This window comes from Emergencia timonensis, from assembly GCF_900086585.1.
Classification (GTDB): Bacteria; Bacillota; Clostridia; order Peptostreptococcales; family Anaerovoracaceae; genus Senimuribacter; species Senimuribacter timonensis.
Window position 1 is genome coordinate 1,332,461 of sequence record NZ_FLKM01000009.1, and the last position, 25,031, is coordinate 1,357,491.

At 45.0% G+C, this 25,031-nt stretch carries 14 protein-coding genes, 3 tRNA genes and 3 rRNA genes; 11 read left to right on the forward strand and 9 right to left on the reverse strand.

The window, feature by feature from the left end; all coding sequences use genetic code 11:
• Positions 1-90: 90 nt before the first annotated feature.
• Positions 91-474, reverse strand: a complete 384-nt coding sequence (locus BN6539_RS17240; protein ID WP_067541279.1) for a DUF4363 family protein — start codon at positions 472-474, stop codon at positions 91-93.
• Positions 475-1,137: a YetF domain-containing protein gene (locus BN6539_RS17245; RefSeq protein ID WP_067541280.1), complete on the reverse strand. Its 663-nt coding sequence runs from the start codon at positions 1,135-1,137 to the stop codon at positions 475-477.
• Positions 1,138-1,232: 95 nt separating this feature from the next.
• On the opposite strand from BN6539_RS17245, the gene BN6539_RS17250 reads away from it, so the two are divergent.
• From BN6539_RS17250 to BN6539_RS17290, 9 genes are all read left to right on the forward strand, one after another.
• Positions 1,233-2,381: an MFS transporter gene (locus tag BN6539_RS17250; RefSeq protein ID WP_187375528.1), complete on the forward strand. Its 1,149-nt coding sequence runs from the start codon at positions 1,233-1,235 to the stop codon at positions 2,379-2,381.
• Positions 2,382-3,005: 624 nt separating this feature from the next.
• A 16S ribosomal RNA gene (locus BN6539_RS17255) occupies positions 3,006-4,522 on the forward strand.
• Between the two features lie 38 nt (positions 4,523-4,560).
• Positions 4,561-4,637: transfer RNA gene (locus BN6539_RS17260), tRNA-Ile, on the forward strand.
• Positions 4,638-4,871: 234 nt separating this feature from the next.
• A 23S ribosomal RNA gene (locus BN6539_RS17265) occupies positions 4,872-7,758 on the forward strand.
• 81 nt (positions 7,759-7,839) lie between these two features.
• Positions 7,840-7,956, forward strand: a 5S ribosomal RNA gene (gene rrf, locus BN6539_RS17270).
• Together the 16S, 23S and 5S rRNA genes with 3 tRNA genes alongside form the textbook arrangement of a ribosomal RNA operon.
• Positions 7,957-7,961: 5 nt before the next feature.
• Positions 7,962-8,036, forward strand: a tRNA-Glu gene (locus BN6539_RS17275).
• Positions 8,037-8,047: 11 nt separating this feature from the next.
• Positions 8,048-8,130, forward strand: a tRNA-Leu gene (locus BN6539_RS17280).
• A 622-nt stretch (positions 8,131-8,752) separates the two neighbouring features.
• A complete protein-coding gene (locus tag BN6539_RS17285; protein ID WP_067541284.1) occupies positions 8,753-16,003 on the forward strand; it encodes a VaFE repeat-containing surface-anchored protein in 7,251 nt (2,416 codons plus the stop codon).
• A 95-nt stretch (positions 16,004-16,098) separates the two neighbouring features.
• Positions 16,099-16,770, forward strand: a complete 672-nt coding sequence (locus BN6539_RS17290) for a manganese catalase family protein (protein ID WP_067541286.1) — start codon at positions 16,099-16,101, stop codon at positions 16,768-16,770.
• 71 nt (positions 16,771-16,841) lie between these two features.
• Here the strand turns inward: BN6539_RS17290 and BN6539_RS17295 are convergent, their stop codons facing one another.
• The 3 genes from BN6539_RS17295 to BN6539_RS17305 form a co-directional block, all read right to left on the reverse strand.
• On the reverse strand, positions 16,842-17,855 hold the full coding sequence (locus BN6539_RS17295; protein WP_067541288.1) for a DUF4825 domain-containing protein: 1,014 nt from the start codon (positions 17,853-17,855) through the stop codon (positions 16,842-16,844).
• A complete protein-coding gene (locus BN6539_RS17300; RefSeq protein WP_067541290.1) occupies positions 17,848-18,327 on the reverse strand; it encodes an RNA polymerase sigma factor in 480 nt (159 codons plus the stop codon). The genes BN6539_RS17295 and BN6539_RS17300 overlap by 8 nt, the downstream gene beginning before the upstream one ends.
• Before the next feature lie 82 nt (positions 18,328-18,409).
• Complete coding sequence (locus tag BN6539_RS17305; RefSeq protein WP_067541291.1) at positions 18,410-19,504, reverse strand: hypothetical protein; 1,095 nt, start codon at positions 19,502-19,504, stop codon at positions 18,410-18,412.
• Positions 19,505-19,604: 100 nt separating this feature from the next.
• Here BN6539_RS17305 and BN6539_RS17310 point away from each other — a divergent pair, with 100 nt between their 5' ends.
• Positions 19,605-20,078 (forward strand): HD domain-containing protein, encoded by a 474-nt coding sequence (locus tag BN6539_RS17310; RefSeq protein WP_067541293.1) that lies wholly within the window; start codon positions 19,605-19,607, stop codon positions 20,076-20,078.
• 68 nt (positions 20,079-20,146) lie between these two features.
• Here BN6539_RS17310 and BN6539_RS17315 read toward each other — a convergent pair whose 3' ends face one another.
• Genes BN6539_RS17315 through BN6539_RS17330 form a run of 4 tightly spaced genes read right to left on the reverse strand, consistent with a single transcriptional unit; the run spans position 20,147 to position 22,883 of the window.
• Complete coding sequence (locus BN6539_RS17315; protein WP_067541295.1) at positions 20,147-21,106, reverse strand: 2-keto-3-deoxygluconate permease; 960 nt, start codon at positions 21,104-21,106, stop codon at positions 20,147-20,149.
• Between the two features lie 27 nt (positions 21,107-21,133).
• On the reverse strand, positions 21,134-22,294 hold the full coding sequence (locus BN6539_RS17320; RefSeq protein ID WP_067541297.1) for a UxaA family hydrolase: 1,161 nt from the start codon (positions 22,292-22,294) through the stop codon (positions 21,134-21,136).
• Between the two features lie 12 nt (positions 22,295-22,306).
• A complete protein-coding gene (locus tag BN6539_RS17325; RefSeq protein WP_067541299.1) occupies positions 22,307-22,570 on the reverse strand; it encodes a UxaA family hydrolase in 264 nt (87 codons plus the stop codon).
• A 25-nt stretch (positions 22,571-22,595) separates the two neighbouring features.
• Positions 22,596-22,883, reverse strand: a complete 288-nt coding sequence (locus BN6539_RS17330; RefSeq protein ID WP_067541301.1) for a Dabb family protein — start codon at positions 22,881-22,883, stop codon at positions 22,596-22,598.
• Between the two features lie 250 nt (positions 22,884-23,133).
• Between BN6539_RS17330 and BN6539_RS17335 the strand changes: the two genes are divergently transcribed.
• Positions 23,134-25,029, forward strand: a complete 1,896-nt coding sequence (locus BN6539_RS17335; RefSeq protein ID WP_067541304.1) for a sigma 54-interacting transcriptional regulator — start codon at positions 23,134-23,136, stop codon at positions 25,027-25,029.
• Positions 25,030-25,031 lie beyond the last annotated feature (2 nt).

A 25,031-nucleotide genomic window follows, 5' to 3' on the forward strand; every position in this document is an offset into this window, starting at 1 on the left:
ACGCAATAGAAAGGGAACACCCTCATTAGAACGAGAAAAGTTTTAATGAGGGTGTTCCCTTATCTAATAGATGCAGTTATGCAGGGAATTTTATAAAATGTTTGCAAAGCTGATTTTTTCATTCTCATGGAGAAATTTTAACTGCTCTTTTAAAGCCAGCAGTTCTCCGCTGCCGTTTGACACGTCTTTCGCCTTGATATACATCAGGGTCTTAGCAAAAGTGCTGTCTGCATCGTTGACTTCCTGCGTATCAAGAAAGAAAAGAGCCCCTTTTCTGTATTCGTGCCAGCGGTCGTACTGCACTTTAAAATTGTCGTAGGCTTTGTCCCAATCCTCACCTTCAACGGCCGGCATGACAATATCCTCGCAATCCTTAATAATCTGATCTAAGTCCTGGCCGGAACTGTAATAGAAGATACCCCAGCAGCCGACCAGAATAGCCAGGGACAGAATAGAAATAAGAAGTGATCTCATTTAATATGCCTCCCTTGAAAATTTTTGCCGCGGCTCAGGGTTAGGATATACGTGAAACATGCTATTGCCGTCATAGAAGGCGACAAAAACTTCGTTTAACGCAGTAATACCTTTTGCTTCGATCATGCACATCAAAGTGTCATAGTCGATGCCTGCCTTCGCCAGATTTTCTTCATAGATTGCCCCGTCACTGACGACTACCAAAGGCAGCTTCTCTTGATCCGTCTTAGCAATAATTGATAGCTGTCCGTTTGATTCCATCACCGCGTATTCCACATCGGTAATAGAAGGACAGTTGCCGATTCTCAGTTGCTCGAAGAGATCGTTGATCGTAATACGAAGCCGCTCCATCTCTTTTACATTTAACATTCCTTTATCGATAATGATACTGGGACGACCGTTTATAAAGTTTTTGAACTTCTCATTTTTAATTGAAACATAAGACAAGAGTACTTGTAAAAAGAGAAGTGTAAAAATCGCAACTGCACCATTGATCAGGGATGAAGACGGCGAATCAATCGGTATTGATGCCAATTCGGCGATCATAAACAGCACCACCATCTGAAATGTCGACATCTTAGACAACTCTGATTTTCCCATGACTCTCAGCGCAAATAACACGACAACATATAAAATGAAAGTTCTAATACATACGATTAACAAAATGCACCTCCAAATAATTAATAATACTATTGTGCACTCTGAAGGCATTTGATATACTTATATTCATGCAAAAGAAACAAAAGAAAAATGAAAAATTGAATAATACAAGGAAATTTAAAATTGCATATGTGTTCACATATGCGCCAATTGGCGTACTCTGTCCTCTAATTGGCCAATATTTGAGCAGTATCGGATTTTCAGGCACGCAGATAGGAACGGTCACAGCAGTGAGCACGGCGGTAGCAATTTTTGCTTCGACGTTTTGGGGTGACAAGTATTCTAACTGCCGGGATGGAAGAAAGGTTATTTTCTTTTTATGCATCGCTGCTGCAGTTATGGCCTTGTTCAATTCCTTAATTACATCGTTTACAGTATTTACTGTTTTTTTTGGTGTCATGTACTTCTTTCAGGGGCCTGTTATGGGTTTAGCTGATGCTATGGTCCTCGAAACAGATGAGAACTTCGCTTCGATCAGACTGTGCGGGGCCGTCGGTTATGCACTGTCAGTATTTGCAGGCGGAAAAATCGGCGGCTTACTAGGTCTGGACAAGATCTTTTTCGTTTACGCCGTTACATTTGTCATCGGCGGTTTCATCGTAATGACAATTAAATTGCAGAAGGTTCCTCTCCATAAAATAGAAGAGACTGCAAAGGCGAGGGAGAAGATCAAATTCTCGGAACTGCTCAAGGAGAAAAAAGCAGTCGCTTTAATTATCTGCGGGATCTTCATGTTTGGTACAAATGTAGCTAATAATACTTATTTCAGTTTCTTATTCAGAGATGGAGGGGGAACTGTAGCAGGCGTAGGAACCGCTTTTTTGCTAATGGTAGGAAGTGAAGCGCCTTTTATGGCTTTGGCGCCAAAGCTGGCAGGCAAGTTTTCACAGCAAAGATTGATTGCAGCGGCTATGATTCTTTCTGCCTTACGGTTTGGCTGGTATGCCAGCGGGCCATCCCATCAATGGCTGATTGCTTTGTTCTTTTTACAGGGGATGGTAAACGGAGTCCTGCTAGTAGAATATATGAAATACATTTCTTCCGTGGTTAACCCCAGAGTTATCGGTATTGCAGTGTCTGCCTTTTACGCCATCAGTTCCAATGGCGGTACGATTTTATGTAATTTCTTTGGCGGCGTAGCAATGGATCATTTCGGCAGCGTCGGCGTATATGGCTTATTTTCAGCGCTGAACGTGGTTGGTATTATCATGTATTTTGCTTTCGGATTGCAGAAGAAGAAAAAATAGAAAAAAGTTGAATAAATCATATTGACAAAGGTAGAAATAGATGGTAAACTAGTCAAGCTGTCTGAGAGAGACGGTCAGTACCAGTATCCACACCAGAAAGCGGTGAAAAAGGAAACTGAAAAAAGTGCTTGACAAGTCACCCTGAAAGATGGTAAAATAATCAAGCTGTCGCAATGAAGCGGCGAGCACTTACGGATTGAAAAAATTGAAAAAAGTGCTTGACAGAGTTTCACGAAGATGGTAAGATAATAAAGCTATCGCACGAGGTTAACACTTCGGAACGACGAAAACTTCTTAAAAAAGTTGTTGACAAAATTCGTCAAAGATGGTAAAATATCAAATGTTCGCTGGAATGCGAACCACAGCAATCCTAAGGGGTTGCGGAGAACCTAGAAAACTTCATAGTGTAGAAATTTAGTCAGAGAGGACCACGGTCCTCAAAAAACTAAAAAGTAAGAAACAATCAACACAGATTGGTAAACAAGATGTACATGATTAGTTTCCGACAATTCTAAACAAAACAACAATAATTTCGAAAGAAATGAATTGCGAACGCAGAAGCGTTTGATCCGAATCGGATCTGTTAATTAGATTTCAGAACCCTAGCGGGTTATGATATACCATTTAATTAAGAGTTTGATCCTGGCTCAGGATGAACGCTGGCGGCGTGCCTAACACATGCAAGTCGAGCGAGAAGCCATTGACTGAAACTTCGGTAGAAGGATATGGTGGAAAGCGGCGGACGGGTGAGTAACGCGTAGGCAACCTGCCCCTTACAGAGGGATAGCCATTGGAAACGATGATTAAAACCTCATAACGCATCCCCCCCACATGGAGGGGAAGCCAAAGATTCATCGGTAAGGGATGGGCCTGCGTCTGATTAGCTTGTTGGCGGGGTAACGGCCCACCAAGGCGACGATCAGTAGCCGACCTGAGAGGGTGATCGGCCACATTGGAACTGAGACACGGTCCAAACTCCTACGGGAGGCAGCAGTGGGGAATATTGCACAATGGGCGAAAGCCTGATGCAGCAACGCCGCGTGAGGGATGAAGGCCTTCGGGTCGTAAACCTCTGTCCTTGGGGAAGAAACAAATGACGGTACCCATGGAGGAAGCCCCGGCTAACTACGTGCCAGCAGCCGCGGTAATACGTAGGGGGCGAGCGTTATCCGGAATTATTGGGCGTAAAGAGTGCGTAGGTGGTTACCTAAGCGCAGGGTCTAAGGCAATGGCTCAACCATTGTTCGCCCTGCGAACTGGGCTACTTGAGTGCAGGAGAGGAAAGCGGAATTCCTAGTGTAGCGGTGAAATGCGTAGATATTAGGAGGAACACCAGTGGCGAAGGCGGCTTTCTGGACTGTTACTGACACTGAGGCACGAAAGCGTGGGGAGCAAACAGGATTAGATACCCTGGTAGTCCACGCCGTAAACGATGAGCACTAGGTGTCGGGGCCGCAAGGCTTCGGTGCCGCAGTTAACGCATTAAGTGCTCCGCCTGGGGAGTACGCACGCAAGTGTGAAACTCAAAGGAATTGACGGGGACCCGCACAAGCAGCGGAGCATGTGGTTTAATTCGAAGCAACGCGAAGAACCTTACCAGGACTTGACATCCCACTGACAGATCCCTAACCGGATCCTTCTTCGGACAGTGGAGACAGGTGGTGCATGGTTGTCGTCAGCTCGTGTCGTGAGATGTTGGGTTAAGTCCCGCAACGAGCGCAACCCTTGCCATTAGTTGCCATCATTCAGTTGGGCACTCTAATGGGACTGCCGGGGACAACTCGGAGGAAGGTGGGGATGACGTCAAATCATCATGCCCCTTATGTTCTGGGCTACACACGTGCTACAATGGCCGGTACAGCAAGAAGCAAAACCGCGAGGTGGAGCAAATCTCAAAAACCGGTCCCAGTTCGGACTGCAGGCTGAAACCCGCCTGCACGAAGCCGGAGTTGCTAGTAATCGTGGATCAGAATGCCACGGTGAATGCGTTCCCGGGTCTTGTACACACCGCCCGTCACACCATGGAAGTTGGGGGTGCCCGAAGCCGGCAGGGAAATATGCTGTCTAAGGCAAAACCAATGACTGGGGTGAAGTCGTAACAAGGTAGCCGTATCGGAAGGTGCGGCTGGATCACCTCCTTTCTAAGGAGACGAAAGTTTCTGCACTATGAGTTTTATATGGGCTTGTAGCTCAGGTGGTTAGAGCGCACGCCTGATAAGCGTGAGGTCGGAGGTTCGAGTCCTCCCAAGCCCACCACAAACCTTTATGGTTTGCAAAACGTACCTTGAAAACTGAATAACGTATATCAAACAAACACAGAAATAACGAAATCGAGAAAATACAAACTAAGCAAGGTCTAAAAGACAATGCGGAGGGTATGATCTATGATTTCAACCGAGAAACCAGAAAAAGAACTAGAAAACCAATTCACAAGAGTTAGTTAACATAGTCAAAGAAGCCCTGATTAAACGCTAATCAGGCAGTTCACTTGGTCAAGTGAAGAAGAGCATAAGGCGGATGCCTTGGCACTGGGAGCCGAAGAAGGACGTGACAAGCTGCGAAAAGCTGCGGTGAGGAGCAAATATCCGTTAACCCGCAGATGTCCGAATGGGGGAACCCGCTCAGGGTAATGCCTGGGCGCCGCACGGTGAATACATAGCCGTGCAGGAGGCAACCCGGGGAACTGAAACATCTAAGTACCCGGAGGAAGAGAAAGAAACATCGATTTCCTGAGTAGCGGCGAGCGAAAGGGAAAGAGGCCAAACCATGGATTCGTCCATGGGGTTGAGGACACTCATCAAGTATGGCGTTCATAGCCGAAGAAGCCTGGAAAGGCAGACCGCAGGGGGTAAAAGTCCCGTAGGCGAAATGAACAAGATGCAGAGTGGATCCAGAGTAGGACCGGACACGTGTAACCCGGTCTGAAGCCGGGGGGCCCACCCCCCAAGCCTAAATACTACCCAGTGACCGATAGAGAACAGTACCGTGAGGGAAAGGTGAAAAGAACCCCGGGAGGGGAGTGAAACAGAACCTGAAACCTTATGCTTACAAGCAGAGGGAGCGCAAGTGACCTCGTACTTTTTGTAGAACGGGCCAACGAGTTATGGTATGCAGCGAGGTTAAGTTGCTGGAGCAACGGAGCCGTAGGGAAACCGAGTCTGAAAAGGGCGGATTAGTTGCATGCTGTAGACCCGAAACCGGGTGACCTATCCATGAGCAGGTTGAAGTAACTGTAATAGGTTATGGAGGACCGAACCCATATCTGTTGAAAAAGGTTGGGATGACTTGTGGATAGCGGTGAAATTCCAATCGAACCCGGAGATAGCTGGTTCTCCTCGAAATAGCTTTAGGGCTAGCCTCGCATGCTGATACCCGGAGGTAGAGCACTGAATGTTCTAGGGGCCTTCACCGGTTACCGAAAACTATCAAACTCCGAATGCCGGAATATCGAATGCGGGAGTCAGACTATGGGAGATAAGTTTCATAGTCGAAAGGGAAACAGCCCAGACCAACAGCTAAGGTCCCAAAATGTAAGTTAAGTGGAAAAGGATGTGGAGCTGCACAAACAGCTAGGATGTTGGCTTAGAAGCAGCCATGCATTCAAAGAGTGCGTAATAGCTCACTAGTCGAGTGGCTCTGCGCCGAAGATAAACGGGGCTGAAACTTACTACCGAAGCTTTGGATACAGTAATGTATGGTAGAGGAGCATCGTATGCGGGCTGAAGCCGTGCCGTAAGGCATGGTGGACTGCATAGGAGAGAGAATGTTGGCATGAGTAGCGTAAGGCAGGTGGGAATCCTGCCCACCGAAAATCTAAGGTTTCCTGAGGAAGGTTCGTCCACTCAGGGTTAGTCGGGGCCTAAGCCGAGGGCGAAAGCCGTAGGCGATGGACAACAGGCAGAGATTCCTGTACCACCGAGGGCCGTCCGAGCGAAGCGGGGACACAGAAGGACAGACTGAGCACGCCGTTGGTAGAGCGTGTCCAAGCGTCGAGGGAGTCAGAGCAGGCAAATCCGTTCTGGCAATCCTGAGGCGTGACGGGGTGGCGATAGAGCCGGAAGCAGTCGATTTCACGCTGTCAAGAAAAGCCGCTAGCGAGGCCGGAGGTGCCCGTACCGCAAACCGACACAGGTAGATGAGGAGAGAATCCTAAGGTGAGCGAGAGAACTATTGTTAAGGAACTCGGCAAAATGACCCCGTAACTTCGGGAGAAGGGGTGCCTGCTTCGGCAGGCCGCAGTGAAAAGGCCCAGGCAACTGTTTACCAAAAACACAGGTCTCTGCAAAAGCGAAAGCTGACGTATAGGGGCTGACGCCTGCCCGGTGCTGGAAGGTTAAGGGGAAGTGTCATCTTCGGAGAAGCACAGAACTTAAGCCCCAGTAAACGGCGGCCGTAACTATAACGGTCCTAAGGTAGCGAAATTCCTTGTCGGGTAAGTTCCGACCCGCACGAAAGGCGTAATGATCTGGGCACTGTCTCAACAATAGACTCGGTGAAATTGTAGTACCGGTAAAGATGCCGGTTACCCGCAGCAGGACGGAAAGACCCCGTGGAGCTTTACTGCAGCTTGATATTGAGCTTCGGCGTTGCATGTACAGGATAGGTGGGAGACTGAGAAGCGAGTACGCCAGTATTCGCAGAGTCACCGTTGGGATACCACCCTTGTAACGTTGAGGTTCTAACCACGTGCCGTGAACCGGCACTGGGACAGTGTCAGGCGGGCAGTTTGACTGGGGCGGTCGCCTCCTAAAGAGTAACGGAGGCGCCCAAAGGTTCCCTCAGCGCGGTCGGAAATCGCGCGCAGAGTGCAAAGGCAGAAGGGAGCTTGACTGCGAGACATACAGGTCGGGCAGGGACGAAAGTCGGGCTTAGTGATCCGGTGGTACCGAGTGGAAGGGCCATCGCTCAACGGATAAAAGCTACCCCGGGGATAACAGGCTGATACCCCCCAAGAGTTCACATCGACGGGGGTGTTTGGCACCTCGATGTCGGCTCGTCTCATCCTGGGGCTGGAGTAGGTCCCAAGGGTTGGGCTGTTCGCCCATTAAAGAGGTACGCGAGCTGGGTTCAGAACGTCGTGAGACAGTTCGGTCCCTATCCGCTGTGGGCGTTGGAAATCTGAGTGGAGCTGTCCTTAGTACGAGAGGACCGGGATGGACATACCTCTGGTGCACCAGTTGTCTTGCCAAAGGCATGGCTGGGTAGCTAAGTATGGACGGGATAAGCGCTGAAAGCATCTAAGTGCGAAGCCCCCCACAAGAAGAGATTTCCTCCTTAAAGGTAAGACCCGTGGGAGACTACCACGTTGATAGGCCGGAGGTGGAAGCATGGCAACATGCGGAGCTGACCGGTACTAATAGGTCGAGCACTTGACCAGTGGTTTCAAGGAGAGTGTAGGTAGGATAGACGTTGTTCAGTATTGAGGGTATCCTCAGAAAAAAAGCATAAGAAGAAGAAATCCGGTGACAACAGCGGGGAGGGCACACCTGTTCCCATCTCGAACACAGCAGTTAAGCTCCCCAGCGCTGATGATACTTGGCGGGCAGCCGCCTGGGAAAGTAGGACGTTGCCGGTTTCTGTGGCTCCATGGTCAAGCGGTCAAGACACCGCCCTTTCACGGCGGTAACCCGAGTTCGATTCTCGGTGGAGTCACCATTTTTTTTTATGCGCGATTGGCGGAATTGGCAGACGCACTAGATTTAGGTTCTAGCGGGCGACCGTAGGGGTTCAAGTCCCTTATCGCGCACCATGAAAAAAGAGCAGAAATACTCTGCTCTTTTTTCATACGTGCACAATAAAGAATCGTAGGGACTTGAACCCTAAGAGGGCGTGAGCGTGAAGTGAGTCAGTCCGGTGGAGTGACGAATAGCGAACGTTCTGAGGCGACTGAAAAAGGAGCCGAAGAGGAAAGTCTTGAAGGCAAAGCCTGAAAAGGCGTGTCCCTTATCGCGCACCAAAAAATCCCTACACCTTTTGGTGTAAGGGATTTTTTTATATAATCATAGGGACTTGAACCCTGAGAGCGCGAACGTGAAGCGAGACAGTTCGGTGAACTGTCGAGTAGAGAGCGGTCCAAGCCGACTGAAAGAGGAGGCGCAGGACGGCAGACTTTGCGAAGAAAAGGCTACTTGAAATCTAATTTGCAATACAATTGCTTGACAGGGGAGAATATATGTGTTAATATATTACTGTAAATAACTGTAATTATGTGACTGCGCATATGATGTACAATATAATAGAGTGATATTGTGTCTGCACGGTTATTCAAGGCGTATCGAGAGGTACGCCTTTTTATATACAGCAAAATATTTATATTATCTAAAACGACTGCAACTATTGCAGTCGTTTTTTCTTTGACGAAAGGAGAAAAAATGAAGAAACAAATGACGGATTTTTCAAAGCGAATCTGGCTGATATTATTGATTACAGCTTTAATGGTTACTGCGATGCCGTTATCCCTCTTGTCAGGTGAAGGCATCTCTTATGGAGCTACTGTCGGAACTTTCCGCTATGGCAGCGCCATTCGAGATGCAAAGGGCAACACATACAGCTGGAAGAAGAGCCAGATGGCGCCAGCCTATTGGTGGGATGCGAAGGGCAATAAAGTGGCCGATCATGCCGCAACCTATGAGAGTTCCACCGCAGGAATAGAAAAATATATGATTAGGACAGAGGGTAAAACACGGACTGGATATTGCATTGCTCATGGAATTCGAGTAGACACGACTACAAATCTGACGGGAAAACAATCATTGGAAAGCTGGGCTCATACTGGCGGATATCCAAAATCTTCACAAGATGGAATCCAATATTCACTGATATATGGCTACCAGCCTGGCAGGCATCTTAGCGATCTTATCAACATGGGCTTTTCAAAAAGCAACTACTGGCACAAAAACGCTGGGACTTATACTCTGGATGATTGGTACATTGCTACACAGGTATTGATTTGGGAATACCAGCAGCTGATCCGAACGGACTCAATGAAAGGAGGCCACGGCAGACAGGAAAACGGCCTAGTGAGTGCTAATCATTATTACAGCATCATCAGCGGCAGGGCAGCCTCCGACATCTATCATTTCATGGCAGCTTGTATTAAAAAGCATTGGCAAGTGGCTAGCTTTGCCAAAGATAATAAAAGCGCAGCTGAGAATACTAAAGGCTGGCTGATGAAGAAAGACCCTGCTACAGGATATTACACTTGCACTCTAAAGGAAGCTAATAAAATCGATGTGGAGATCAAAGCAAGTGGCACTTCCTCTAAAAATTGGGAAGTTAAAAAAAGTGGCAACACTTACACTTTTATCTATAAAGGCAAAAACCTCAGTGAGGATGGAGCGGTATTTAAATTTGCGAAGAGGATTCCAATTGAAGAAAGTTATGATGGCAGTAAAATGCTGATTTGGTCTTGGTCCTCAAGCGGCAGTCTGCGACAAGCAATTGCCACCGGCGTGCCCGAACATTCAGTGCCTATGTATCTAAAATTCCGTACTGGAGGCATTGAAGAATTGCCAAAAGAGGGGGAGCCGGAGCCTGATTATTGGCCGGTCTTTGAATTTCCAGTACATAAAGATGACAAGAACCCTGGCTGGGATGGCGACAAGTGCACGCCTATGGGTGACGCTGTGCTGTCGTCTACATTTGTTCTTTATCGCAATGGCAAAGAAGTAGATCGCGTAACCTTGGACGAATACGGTTCTACAGAAATTCTCAGTGACCAGCCATGGACTTCACCTGCGGATCTGACAAAGACACGGTCCGGATCCTATTTCCATACAGAAACCGACAACGACGGCAATGAGATCACCCACTGCAGCGTAACGCCTATCCAACTGGAGTGGCAGAATACTCAAAATGTAGAATATGAGGTAGTTGAGATACCTGCCACAGCAAGACTTTCAGAGACCGCAAGCGGAACGGGAACGAATAATCGCAAATACGAAGTCAGCTATCATGGAATCAGCAAAGATAGCCGCACTTGTGTTACCCAAGATCCAAAGTGGTCGGATATTCAATATAAGATAAACTATAAGACGACCTTGGGAACCAATGCCGGCGATGGGACAGCACAAGGAGTCCAGGAAGACCTAGACGATCAACTGACGCTGAACGAAGAGACCTGGATTAACGACAATTGGCGGGGAAAACTTCTCATCAAGAAACAAAAGGAGTCAGAAGATGTGTTTGATGAAGAAGGGAATGCAGGTTCTTTGAATCTGTCCACCAAGTCTAAGTGGAGGATGTATCTAAACTCTGGCGGCTTCGAAGACCACCCGTATCTTCGTTTTGTTGAAGATGGTTATACGGAGGATGGAGCGAAAAAATACAAGGTGGTGAGGGATACCTCTGGCATGAATAATGCCACTACAGATATGGTCGTATCTGATACCGGCTCGCTTTTTATTCTCGACATTCCTTATGGTGCCTATACGGTGGAGGAAGTGGCTGCTGACGATGAGAGCTTCGTACTGGAGAGGTTCCAGGTATCCATTGCAGAGGATAGCAGACAATATACGAAGAGTATCACTAATAAGAAAAAAGAAAATGTCATCAAAGTAGTGAAGACCGATGCAGAAACCGGGAAGACCGTAAATATGAAGGGGACCAAGTTCTATATCCGTTATATGGGCAACCATCTGCTGCCAGATCCGACCAAATCAGAAAATTACGGCAGATTGCTGCCCAACGCATCAGATATCAATTCCACTTCAAAGGACTATACGTTTACCTGCAATGCTTACGGTGAAATAGTATTACCCTATGATCTGAAGTTTGGCACCTATCGTCTGGAGGAATTCTTACTGCCAGACGGTTATTTCGTGGGAACCTATGACTGTAATGGCAATGGAACCAATGCGGACTATGGTGAATCCGGCGAATATGGAAAAGATGATGACGGAAAAGCTGACTCCAATATGAACTGGGAGACGATTAAAGACGATGATCCGGCTAATGATATGATAGCCGTTTACGATAAAGATGGTAACAAGGTGGAGTACAAAGCTGGCGATATCTTTAACTTCTACACCTTTAAAGTAGAAAAACAGGAAGGTCATCCAGACGGTGATGAATACGTAAAGTACTATAAGGCGGTAGCCATGAAAAACAATCCGGTCAAAGGGAAGATCGAAATTGAAAAGGAGGGCGAGATTCTGGCGGGCTTTGAGAAAACCCAGAAGGATGGTTACACCGTATGGACGCCGAAATACGTTTGGAGTAAGCTGAAAGATGCCGTCTTTGGAATCTATGCAGCCATCGATCAATGGCTTTCTGACGGCAATGACGGCTGTCAGGTTTTTGACACAGAAACTGATAAGAAAATTAAAATTCTGACCGACAAGAAGACGCATTCAGGTACTAATGGCAAAGGGGAAATCTACGAGGAAGGCACTTTTCATCATGAAAGCGGAGCAAAGCTTTACTATAAGCTGGGCCGTGAAGCATCCGCTGATAACCGATACACCAGAGTCTATACCACGCCAGAGCAGAGACCGGCCAGCTATAGCTGCAACTTTGAAAAGACTGAGGATGGTCTTAAGTATCGCTACGATCTAAATGTGCAGATGAAATATAATGCAGGCGGTACAAATTATACCGACATCACCGTTTCCAAAGTGACATCGGTGCTGAATGGCTATCGTGTTAATATTCCTACGACAGAAGCGACTGCAGTCGTGGGTGGCAAGGCATATAAGCCAGCCATTAACGTAGGAGATGATGATGGCAATGTCTTTGACATCTTCAAGTCTGCCGACATCTATGAGAGTACGGGAGAGAAGGTTTATGACAGTGACGGTAAGCTGATTGTCGATTTGGGAGATATCGGCGCGACCCGGTATATCGTTAAGGATTATGAATTTTATAAACTGACTGCTGAAGACGTCAAAATGATTGAAAAGATAATTGAAGAAGGCATAGACAATAACGGAGACGGAAAATACGATGGAGACGGCGAAAAACCGCCAGTAACAGTAACAAAAACTGCTTTTGAGTGGGACAACAATGTGACGCTGGTCAATCCGGGAAAGGGCGGCAGAGCTATAGAAAAGACAAAGGAAGGGACCTATCGTGTTTTGACAGACAATTATGACTGGACGGCTAGTGACGAAGAAGGAATACCGGCAGCACAGTATACAGTTCCCAACGGGTGGATAGAAGTTCCATATATTCCAAATATAGAAGTGGATGAAGGGGTAGCAACTGTCAAGAATCCTCACTATGCTATCATTGCAAAAGTGGAAGATCAGGCAGTGATTTATCAAGTATTGCTGCAGGATAAAACTTGGCAGGAATGCACGGCGGACGGTAATTTTCAGAAGATGGTAGTAGAAGAATACAAGGCCAGCTACACCCAGCAGGCCGACAATGAAAGTGGTTTTACCTTCGAACTAGACGGAATTACGATATCATCCCAGGGTCACAGAAACGGTAAGGCGATTACAGCGATTTACAATCCCTTTGATGCAAAACCTGTCGTTGAGCTAGGTATTGGATACAGCCAGAAGGCAGAGGGCAGTACGACGACCTTCACAGCGCAGGAGCCTTGCGCGCCAATCTACTTTATGACAGAAGACGGAGTTAAAACGGAAATGTACTACTTTGGCACCACAACCAAAACCTTATTGACCATTCCAATGAAAGCCGTAGAAGGAAATTACGAAACAATCATACCGTCCATTGTTTTTACAAGAACAGGTGAAGTGATCGACTGGTATAGCCAGCTCAGCCCGGATAACCCCGTGTACAAACGAGAAGCTGCCTATCATAATACCGTCACTGCCACTCGTCATGAAGGTGACAAGAACAGTGAAGTATATTACACCGTGGAGATTGTTTCCGATCAAAGCATGGCTGATGGGGACGGACCTTTTGAAATCACCTATGCAGATGGTTATCAGGCGAAAATTTACAAGGCTGAATCTGATCAAGGCAATGACCTGGGGATTATGCTTCTCGACGGCATTTACAAGACCTCCACTGCAGCACTTTCTGATTTAATTGAAACGATTACTACAGGAGAAGATGGTAAAGCAGTGAGTTCAGCATTACCGCTAGGCAAATATATTATTCGTGAGTTGTCCGCCCCAAATGGTTATATTGCGGATACGGAACATAGCTGGGAAGTAAACTTGCAGTACAAAGATCAATATACACCGCTGGTATGGGATAGTATCAAAGCGAGAAATGATTATGTAAATGTGGAATTAGATTTATCAAAAGTATTTGAAACGGGACATGATACGAAGCAATATCTGCCAGGCGGAGGTGCGGTCTTTGGAATCTACAATGCAGCCCCGATTCACTATGGGAATACAGCCCTGCAGCAAGACTCACTGATCGATATACTTTCTGTTAACGACAGCGGCAAAGCACACAGTCTGACAAAAATTCCTGCAGGAGTCTATTATTTGAAAGAGCTGAAGACGAAGGACGGGTATCTTCTCAATGACACACCATACTACTTTGTGGCCGGCGATAGAGTAAAGTCAAAACCACTGGAAATCAGCAAAGATGCTGATGGTAAGGATGCCGACGGTATGACAGCAAAGGCAGTCATGGACGGATATGGCCGTGGAACGATTACCATCGAAACTTTGACGCAGTATCCTGCAGCTTCCATGATAATCAACGGCAGGACCTACAGCATGGATCAGGAAGCAGAGGGGCCTTATACCACTGTAAAAGCTCACAAGGATATGACGAGAACCAAAGTCATTGTAACGGAAGAAAATCCGGCAGAAATTACCCTTGCCAACGGCAAGAATCTGACACTGCAGATCAAAGGCAATACCTACAGCTACAGCTACGACGGTACAAATGGGGTCTACATACCAGAAGTAACTGATACGGGTTACTATGCGGATTACACCCTCGCAGACGATCAGGTCGATTTAGAGAATCCAGCAAATAAGACCCTTGTTCTCACTGGGGCAGAGGGAACTTCGGCTATTACTGTGACGACGGTTTATGAGAAAGATCGCTATAAGGAGCCTTTCAATGGTTATGTCAACGTATCAATGACGACAGGCACATTGATGAATGGGACTATGGGAAAAGATGTAATTGATGTGGACTCCCTATCGGGACCGATCAAGCTTGAAGAGGGTAAGACGTTAGTTCTGCAGGCTGAAGATGGTGCGACGTATATCGTCAAAACTGTCAAGAACAACGGTGTTAAGTGCAGTGTTCATAATACGCTTGCGACAGTTCTGACTGCTGATAACGGACCAAAACTGACCATTGATGGCGCTGCCATTTACGAGGGCTTCCATATTGCTAAGAACATTACCACTGCTCGTCAGGATTCATCTGCTAAAACGGTTCAGGTAAAAATAAATACGACAGATAATATAAACGCAGACGGCATCCAAAATGAAGCTGGCGAAAAGCCAAACGTGCCGGAAATTCCGATGCCAGAAAGACCATCGATTAAAACATCTGCCTTAGATAGCGAAACCAAAGCGCACATTGCAAGGGCAGATGACAGAGTTACAATCGTGGATACTGTGACCTACAATAATTTAGAGCCAAAAAAGGTCTATACGCTGAGAGGCAGTCTCATAGATAAATCCTCTGGCAAGGTCATGAAACTAGATGGAGAAGAAATTCGCGCAGAGAAAGTTTTTATACCAGAGGAAGCAAGTGGCGTGATTGACTTAGCTTTTACATTTGACGGGAGCAGCCTGGCAGGAAAAGAGATCGTTATATTCGAAAAGTTATATCAAGAAAACGAGGAAGTAGCCAAGCATACAGACATTGAAGATGCTCATCAGACGATTCTATTTCCCCAAATTAAAACAACGGCCAAAGATAGGGATACGAAAGACCATATCAGCAGAGCAGTCACAGAGCGGACCATTATAGACACTGTCCAATACAGTAACTTAATCGCAGGTGAAACTTATTCCATAACGGGCACTTTAGTAAATCAAGCAACCGGCAAGGCGGTCAAACTAAGGGGAAAGGCTGTATCAGAGACGAAAAACTTTACTGCAGAAAAAAGTGACGGCTGCATTGAACTTGCTTTTTCCTTTGATGCGACGCTTTTGTCCGGCACGACAATAGTTGCTTTTGAGAGCCTGAAATACGATGGGGTAGAGGTTGCCGCCCATAAAGCGATAGACGACCCGGAGCAGACGGTATACGTCCCGGAAATTAAGACCAGCGCATCTCATACTGTGGACGGCACGATTACGGATATCGTCAAATATTCAAACTTACTGCCAGAAAGAACTTATACCGTGAGCGGTATTTTGATGGATCAGGCTACGGGAAGACCGGTGATCTCTGACGGCAAAGCTATTACTGCTGAAAAGACATTTGTTCCGAAGATGTCGGGCGGAAACGTGGAACTTTCATTTCAATATGATGAAAAAGAACTTTACGGCAAAACAGTCGTGGTATTTGAAACTTTGAAGTTAAATGACAGCATCGTGGGCGTACATCAGGATCTCCATGATAAGGGACAGACGGTAGAAATAGACTCTCCCAAAGAAATAAAAAAAATAAAAATTGATCGACCTAAGACAGGCGATGAAACCGATCTGCGCATAGTTGGAATCTTTATTTTAGCTATTTTGTTGTTAACTTTTTTGATGGCAAAAAGAAAAAATTATAAATGAAACGATGCTTCTTTCTGAATATTTGTACGCGATTTACAAATAATTAAACTTATAACAAGAAATTGATTTTTCTTGAAAAATGAAAGGAGCAAATTATGTTTAAACATGAAAAACAATTATTTCATCCAGTAGCCGTTGAAGGCCCAAATCCACAATATGCAGTGCTTCTCCAGGAACAGCTTGGAGGAGGAAATGGCGAATTGAAAGCAGCGATGCAATATATGTCACAGAGTTTTCGAATCAAAGATCCAGAAATCAAAGATTTATTTATGGATATCGCAGCGGAGGAACTAAGTCATATGGAAATGGTCGCACAGACGATTAACCTGTTGAACGGTCATGATGTGAATGCAGAGGCTGTTGATGCGGGAGAGATTCAATCCCACGTTATTTTAGGGTTAAATCCGGGTCTGATTAACGCGTCTGGGTACTCTTGGACTGGTGACTATGTGACTGTGACAGGAGATTTATGTGCAGACTTATTGTCAAATATTGCCTCTGAACAGAGAGCGAAGGTCGTATATGAATATCTTTACAGACAAATTGACGATAAGAAAGTAAAAGAAACGATAGATTTCCTTCTCAACCGTGAAGAGGCGCACAACGCCATGTTCAGAGAAGCATTTAACAAGGTACAGGATACAGGCTCAAATAGGGACTTTGGAACGACAGAAGCGGCAAGACTCTATTTTGATATGTCTACTCCGTCACCAGCTGGTACAGATTTTCCCAATGTGGATGTTAAACCGCCTTCATTTAATATGTAAGTTAGAAACAAAAACGACCGATCTGCCAAACTTATTAGGCAGGTCGGTCAATGTTATAATGTTATATTGATTCAGTTTTCTACGTTATAATCAGATTTATATAGATAATCCACTAGATTTTGCAGAACGGCAGGTGGATTCTTCTCTTCAATTTCATTCTGCACCAGTTTAGAACCTTCTTTTCTCGTAATCGAGGCAGTGTGAAGTTCTTTATTACCGGGGACTGTTTCTGTGTAAGTCCAGGTAACTTTATCTAAATTTCCGACTGAAGCCATCAGCAGGCAGGCATAGGCTTCCATCTTTCTATCAAAGCTGATCGGATCAGAAACTTTGTCCTTAAATTTAAATGTCCAGTTATAAGGTTCTTTTTCCGTCTGCAGCTCATTTTCATAATCTCCGAGGGTGCCGCGAATACCTAATATCTGCGCAATTCGATTATTTGCAGACATGTCACCGACATAAGGGTTCCATGCTTTATATAATTCGTTGGCCAATGAGCTGACAAAAAATCCATGCTGATTAATAGTTGCTCCGTACACTTCCAGACTTTTATCGATAGCGTCAAATGGTATTTCAAATTTAAAATCTTTATCTTTATTCCAAAGAGAAGGGCGGCAGCCATAGATGATGACTTTTTGCGTACCATCACTTTGCGTGACTATTTCGTAGCGGCTATAGACACTTTTGGTTCCTGCAAAAGTGCCTTCAACAAGAACAGAATTATGATCTATAAATTTGCTGATATTGGTAACGGTATAGCTGTCCGCCTCATATCCGATAATATAAGCTTTTATGAAGACCGCAATAAAAATGATGAGCAAAGCACTGCAGAAACCGAGCAGAAGTTTTTTCCGATTGTTGCTTTTTACCTTTCTTAAATAATCAATTTCTTTCTGATCTTCTAATTTTTTTTCTGTTTCTTTACAGCCGATGGATGCATTCAATTTTTCGTATTTCTCTTTGCAGATTTCACAAGTCTGCAGGTGCTCCACTATGTGTTTTTTCGTGGGATCCGAAGTGAGGCCTTCTACGTACAGCGGCATCAGATCCTGAATTAGTTCGCAAGGTATTTTATGTTCATTCATGGTTGACCTCCTCAATGATTTTTTCTTTTCCGCGATAATAGGTTACTCTTGCCCAGTTCTCGCTTTTCCCAAGAATTTCGCCAATTTGTCCGAAGGTAAGATTGCTGATTAACCTGAGATACATGACTTCACGCATGGGATCACCGAGCCGGTGTACCGCTTTGAGAACTTCTAAATCATCCCATTTAGGAGAGGTTTCATCTACTGTAATCGGCGGCGGGACGCTATCTGCATCAAACAAGGCCTCCTGTTTGGCTTGCTTTCGCAGATGTTCCCGCCATAGATTCTTTGCGATTGCGCAGAGCCATGTTGAGATATTGCAATTTCCCTCAAATTTGTCAATGCCTCTGACTGCCTGAAAAAATGTTTCCTGGGTCAGTTCTTCGGCCAAATCAGAATTATGAGTTCTGGACAGGAGAAAACCATATACTGTTTTCGCATGTTCTAAATAGATTTGTTCCATTGCATCCATATATGCTTCCTCCCTTATTTTTATTGCTTTCAATAGTTAGTGGTACTCTGCCACAATTCGTTACAAATTATTATAAATTTTTTTAGAGACGGCGAACATCGTGCGCACCATAGAGCTTTTCACCGCAAGAACGCTTATAGGCCCGGATGCGAATGACCTTGCAAACCGCATTTTTAGGAATGGTGATCTTTGTGATGCCTGTTTTGGCAGAATTGACCGTCTTCCGGGCTGCAATCTTAGAAAAACTGACGTCAGAACCGATCTCAATTTCGTAGCCGGAACATTTTGTATCTGGTTTCCACTTCAACTCGTAAGATTTTTCCGCTTTTTTTCTAATAGATAGAATAGGAGTGGCATTGGGTTTTACTCGAACTTTTACTTTCGCAGTTTCAGCAAGATATCGGTCTGTTTCTGGCAGAGTCAAGGTGACGGTAGCAATTCCTTCTCCCTTTATTTTGCAGAGGCCGGAGGTTTTGTCGATGGACAATACCTTTGCGTTTGATGACTTATATGACACGTCTGATGCTTTTGGACAATTTGGCCAAAGTGCGAAATTCGGGTTGCCATATACTTTGTCAATGTCTTGTGGAAATTGTACTTTGCGCAGAGTTTTTGCCTTGAACTTAGGATAGAGATCGGCCGACTTGCGAGGTAAGTTATACAGCTGCGTTGAAAACATCACCTTATAGCGGCTGACTCCGTAAAGCTTGCGTAAATACTGTTTCATTTCATCTTGGTATCTCTTCTTAGTGTAATTCTTATAGGCAGTATTGTCAAAGGACAATAGATAGTCGTAAGCATATAGCCCATCTACGGTTATCCTGATAACGTCGATATTTACCGGCTTCATCAGCAGCTTTGCACCCGACTTGTCATAGAATCCGTCAAAAAACCAGCCGTCGTCCGCTTTAGGAACAATCCCCCGGTCTATGAGCGTGGTGAACTTATAAGATTCGCTTTTTTTAATTCTACAGTTTTGATTGTAGGTATCGCTGCCGTTGCAGAGAAAAAATTCCATATTTTTTCCGTAGTTCCAATAGAGCTGTCCGCTTCCAGAGGAAGTGACGGATACCGTGTAGGTGAGCAGGTCTTTTGGCATACTCAGCGCCCAGCTTGAAACGGGGATAACAGCCGCAAGTAAAACGACGGCAACAACACTCCATAGTTTTCTATTCATAATATACCTCCTAAAAAGTGGAAAATAATATTATAAATGGAAGTAAATGTATTATAATTATACATTGCATCGAAAGGAAAATCAAGGTAAAATATAAATCATGAATAGATTATTAGAATTAGAAGTGAAATTAAACCAGGTCATCGATCAGCAAGAAGGCAAAGTCAGTGAAAGAGATGAGACCTTGGACTGGGAAAGAATCCATATGGCTTCTTCGGCCAGATGTGCATGGCTGTTAGCTATGCAGCGGGGCATAGAACCTGAACTTGCCGCCTGTGCAGCAGCCGTTCACGATTATGGGCGTATTCTCACGGGCAAACAGAAGAATCATGCAGAAGCTGGCTACGAGCCGGTAAAACGTTTTCTGAAAGAGGTTGGAACTTTTCATGAGGAGGAAATAGAGATCATTGCGCATGCAGTGAAAAATCACAGCCTGAAAACAGAAATCGGTTCACCAATCGAAGAAATCGTCAAGGACGCAGATGTCATAGACTGCTACCAATATGGTTATCCTTTTGACCGGCCTGAAAAAGAAGCTCGTTACAACAAATGGAGAGCAGAAAATCAGTTCTAGCAATCGTATGCGAAAGAGAAGGGATAAAATAATAAACCAGGGGCCATTTAGACCCCTGGTTTTGTCTTTTATTTATCAGGTAGCCGCTGCGCACCGGGACAGCCAAATCTTTTTGCGATGAAGCTGGTGACAATGGGACAGAGGATTGCAGTTACAATGACAGCCGTAGCAACGGCAGCTGTTGCAGCCTCCACCTGACCTGCCAAATTGGGCGCTGCTTCAGCCAAAATTGCAGGTGTTGCCACGGCGTTCCCTGCAGTGGTGCAGAGGGCAGCGCCAGCATATCCGGGCCGTCTCAATATCAGCTTATCGGCAGAAATGGTAAACAAGCCTGTTAAAGCTACAACCAGAATACCCAGGAAGATGCCAGTTAACCCGCCAGTAACAATGTTTTTCAAGTTTAGGCCGGTCCCCAGACAGAAAGCCAGAAACGGCAGGGTAAATAAAATTCCGGGTTTGAGAAATTCGCGAATATCTTTGTCTATATTGCCTAAGAGAATACCGACCAGCAGCGTTCCTACAGAACCGAGCAGCGCCATGTAGTCAAAGCTGGCAAGGCCTGCCAGACCCATGCCAATTAAGGTCAGGAACGGACCATCATTGATGCCCAGAAGCGATTGAGCGCCTAAATCGTTTTCATCGCCGAACTGGGTCATCAAGCCTAAGTACATGCCGCCGTTGCTGTTGGTAACCGCAGCCAGCAGCATCAACGGTGTGATACCGAGTACACCGGCAGCGCCAAATAATTGGGAGACCAACAGAGTGGGGAGAAAACCGGCCAGGAATTTGGCTGCCAATAGGACGAAACCTCTTTTTAACGGTTCTCCGACTCTGTTGATTGTAATCTGTGAGCCGACGCACATCAAGCTGGCTCCGATAAAAGAGGAAGCTCCAGTTTTAAAAGTAGCTGTGGTCATACCGCCTACGTCTAGGATTTCAGGAAAGAGAAGATTGATGATAGCGCCTAGGAAGAGGGGGACTACCATGAGTCCGCCTGGTATTTTTTGTACTGTCTTTAGAATTTTCATATAAACTCCTTTCTTTTTTCATGCAGGTTAGCAATAACTGTGCAGCTGATTGATGGCCATATCAGAAATGTCATTTTCTTCTGCCTTGACCAGTGTTCCGTTACAGACATCTAAGATATATTCCAAGAGTTCTGCGCCCAGATCCTCAATGGATGTATCACTTAAGAAGCTGCCGCTGGTATCAAAATCCATCATATCGTTTAAATGAGTGAAAGTATGGTGGTTACCGGTGATTTTGATAACCGGTGCTATGGCGTTGCCCACAGGGGTTCCACGACCAGTGGTGAAAGCGACAATCTGTGCACCGCCGGCAATTTTGGCGACAGTAGATGCTACGTCGTAAGCGGTACTGTCCATAAATAGCAGACCTTTTTCTGTAATTTTTTCACCATATCCAATGACATTGGTAAAAGGTTTGGTTCCGCTCTTGTGGATACAACCGATCGATTTTTCTTCTAATGTGGTGATACCGCCCGCTTTATTCCCAGGCGAAGGGTTGGTATTGCGTATATCCTCTCCTGCATTGAGATAGAGCTGTTCACATTGTTTGACGGTATCATAGAGTTTCTGTCCGATTTCCGGAGTGATACCGCGTTTCCTCAAAATATTCTCTGCGCCGATGGCTTCTGGCGTTTCACTGAGTACACTGGTTCCACCCAGATCAACCAGCCTGTCAGAGGTATTACCCAGAACTGTGTTGGCTGAGAATCCAGAGGTAGGATCTGAGCCGCCGCATTCCATACCTAATATCAGCTCAGAAATATCGCAATCCTCCCTCTGACATCGATCAGCATCGGCACGCAGCTTCTCGGCTAATTGTGCCCCTTTGGCTACGGTCTTTGCAAGGCCGCCTTCTTTTTGTATGCTGATGTAATAGACTGGCTTGTCCGTCTTCTGCCGAATAGCGTTCAGGTAGGTTTCTTCCTGGATAATCTCACAGCCCAGACCGACAATCAAAGCGCCGTACACATTGCCGTTGGCAATCATGCCAGAAAGAATCTCCAGGGTCAGCGCCGTATCTTCGCTGTTTTGTGCGCATCCGTTAGGATTGTAGAGATAGGTTGTACCTTCCACAGCTGCAGCAATTTTTCTTGCAGCGCCGGCAGAGCAAATACAGCCTGGCAGGATTACGACATGGTTGCGTACTCCAACGCTTCCGTCGCTGCGTCTGTATCCCTTAAATTTCATGATCGTTACCTCCTACTTATTATTTACGTTGTGAGTGTGGACGTGCTGCCCGATAAAAATGTCTCTTGTTGCATAACCGATTCGTTCTCCGTATTTCAAAACATCAGCTTTCGCTTTGATATCAGTGATGGCCATTTTGTGATACTGTGGAATTGGCTCTGTAGCGAAAATCTGCTTTTGTCTGCCGCTGAATACAAAGGAGACAGGACCGCCTGCCGGGATATCTTCAGTGACAGTAATTACTGTATCAGCATTGTTAAGTAAAATTCCATTCATTTGTTGTACCTCCTTTTTAATTTCTTTATTCGTGATCGAAAGATATACGATTTTGAATAGAATCGTCAGTAGCTGAAATGAATTGAAGATGAAGAGGATGATTGAGATAATCGTTTAACCCCTTTTTACTTTTCAGCTCGATCGTAATCATGACGTCCATATTAGAATCTCTATTGACGCAATTCTCCTTAAAAGAAATGTTCTCTACTTCAGGCAATAGTTTTTCCATCTTTAGATAAGTTCTCTGGTAACAATGAAGAATTTCGTCAATGGCTGTGCCAGGCTTAAATTTAAAAAGCACATAATGTATCAAGATTTCACCTCCCTTGGCTTTTGCAAATTAAATACGCAAATATCGTGCCAAATTGTTAAAAGGGGAAACGGACTAAAAATGCAGCAGCAATTCTAATCGTAATAAATTAGAATTGTTTCATATATGTAATGTTGGTTGCAATTTTGAAATAAGTGTTATATCATAAAAATACCTTTAGAACTAAAATCAAACATTTTGATTCATGAATTATATCATCAATATTTCTTTATATAGTAAAAGGAGAGCGCATATGAACCAGGAACTTTACGATCAATTTCTAGTCATCGTTCCAGAAAAACAGCATATTATCAAGGACTGTCCGGAAATTACCCGGTACATCCACAAATTTATAGTATCCAAACCCTGCGAGACCCTCGTAGAAGAAATTGAAAAGATCACTGCCAAGAAAACCATCTTAGGTATCCTCACCAGAGGCAGCCTGGCTCAGTATCTATACAGCTGCGGCCTTGAAATTCCAATCTTCCAACTGGAATATGATCTGACTAATATTTTGGACTTGCTGGCAGCCTGCGGGAAACGAGGTTATAAGCGAATTGGCATGGTGGAAATCGGCTATAATACCAGCAGTGAAGAGGCTGACCCAAAATTGAAATCTGAGATGGCGCTTGGTGATTTTTATTGTATCTACCATAAGCTGTTTAACAACAGGAACATAAAAGATACCATTTTGGAATTGAAAGAGAAGAAAGTGGACTGTATTATCGGCGATGTGGAGCCCATCAGTATTGCTGCGGAATGCGGAATTCCCAATATGGTATTCAAAATTGATAATAATTGCTATAGAAATACTATCGTTAAAGCGCTATTTGCTACAACCTCCTCAATTATGGAGAAGTCGAAAAATAAGTTTATCGAGGATATTACCAATTTGGTAACAGAAGCCATTCTCATCGTAGAAGAAGACGGTACTATACGAGATTATAATCAGACTGCGGAGAAAATGTTTTTTTCTGAGAATCATTGGGTCAATATTTCGGCGCTTTTTCAAATGGAAGTGGAAGAAATCTTTCACATGGCAGCCAATAATGTGGTGACAATTCAAGAAAAGAAATGTATCGTTAATTTAATTCCAGTAATCATCGATGAAGTACAATTATACGCGGCAATGATTAACAATGTCAGCTACATTGAAAAGATGGAGATGTCTATCAGAGTGCAGAATAAAGCAAAAGGGCTCTCGGCAAAGAAACGGTTTGCAGATATGATTTACGAGGACGAAGGCATGGTTGAATTGGTAGAAAGGGCTAAAAAATATGCCAGATCATCGGCGACCATTATGATTTGTGGTGCAACTGGCACAGGAAAAGAAGTCATGGCTTCCAGCATTCATAACGAAAGCTTACGGGCAGAAGGGCCTTTTGTGGCTATCAACTGTGCCACCTTCACAGAATCACTGATTGAAAGTGAGCTCTTTGGTTATGAAAGAGGAACTTTTACTGGGGCGCTTTCCAGCGGAAAAAAAGGACTTTTTGAGCTGGCTCATAAAGGTACGCTTTTTCTCGATGAAGTTGCCGAGCTTCCTTTCAGCATGCAGGCAAAGTTGCTCAGGGTTCTGCAGGAAAAGGAAATCCGCAGAATTGGCGGAGAGAAAATGATTCCTGTCGATGTCAGAGTCATCGTCGCTACCAACAAAACCCTCTGTCGAATGGTGGAAAAAGGGGATTTCAGAGAAGATTTGTATTACCGGCTATCTGTCCTTGAATTGATTATTCCTCCTCTTGAAGAACGGCCAAAAGATATTATTCCTCTGTTCAAAGATTTTGTCCACGATGCGGCCAAAAAAGAAAACAAGTCGATCTATTGGAAAGAGGATTCCATTTTCAACGACTTGCTGCTTTATAACTGGCCTGGTAATGTGAGGGAACTTCGCAATTTTGCGGAACGGATCGTCCTGCTGGCCGAATCCTATAAGCTGTCTCAGGATTTTATCCACTCGATGATGCAGCAGAAATATCAGACTGGCCCAAGAAAGGAGTTTTCCATGCCCATTACCAATGACTTCAAAACTCTGGAAGCAGATTATATTCGCTATTTGCTGAACTACTTTGACCATGACAAAGAGAAGCTCTGTCAATATCTAGGCATCAGCAGGACGACCTTATGGCGTAAGCTGGGGAATTCATAACT

Bases quoted from the DNA above. Each gene is read 5' to 3' on its own strand.
- BN6539_RS17285 (WP_067541284.1), top strand. From the start codon at position 8,753: ATGAAGAAACAAATGACGGATTTTTCAAAGCGAATCTGGCTGATATTA.
- BN6539_RS17295 (WP_067541288.1), bottom strand. From the start codon at position 17,855: ATGAATGAACATAAAATACCTTGCGAACTAATTCAGGATCTGATGCCG.
- BN6539_RS17320 (WP_067541297.1), bottom strand. From the start codon at position 22,294: ATGAAATTTAAGGGATACAGACGCAGCGACGGAAGCGTTGGAGTACGC.
- BN6539_RS17300 (WP_067541290.1), bottom strand. From the start codon at position 18,327: ATGGATGCAATGGAACAAATCTATTTAGAACATGCGAAAACAGTATAT.
- BN6539_RS17325 (WP_067541299.1), bottom strand. From the start codon at position 22,570: ATGAATGGAATTTTACTTAACAATGCTGATACAGTAATTACTGTCACT.
- BN6539_RS17315 (WP_067541295.1), bottom strand. From the start codon at position 21,106: ATGAAAATTCTAAAGACAGTACAAAAAATACCAGGCGGACTCATGGTA.
- BN6539_RS17240 (WP_067541279.1), bottom strand. From the start codon at position 474: ATGAGATCACTTCTTATTTCTATTCTGTCCCTGGCTATTCTGGTCGGC.
- BN6539_RS17310 (WP_067541293.1), top strand. From the start codon at position 19,605: ATGAATAGATTATTAGAATTAGAAGTGAAATTAAACCAGGTCATCGAT.
- BN6539_RS17305 (WP_067541291.1), bottom strand. From the start codon at position 19,504: ATGAATAGAAAACTATGGAGTGTTGTTGCCGTCGTTTTACTTGCGGCT.
- BN6539_RS17290 (WP_067541286.1), top strand. From the start codon at position 16,099: ATGTTTAAACATGAAAAACAATTATTTCATCCAGTAGCCGTTGAAGGC.
- BN6539_RS17335 (WP_067541304.1), top strand. From the start codon at position 23,134: ATGAACCAGGAACTTTACGATCAATTTCTAGTCATCGTTCCAGAAAAA.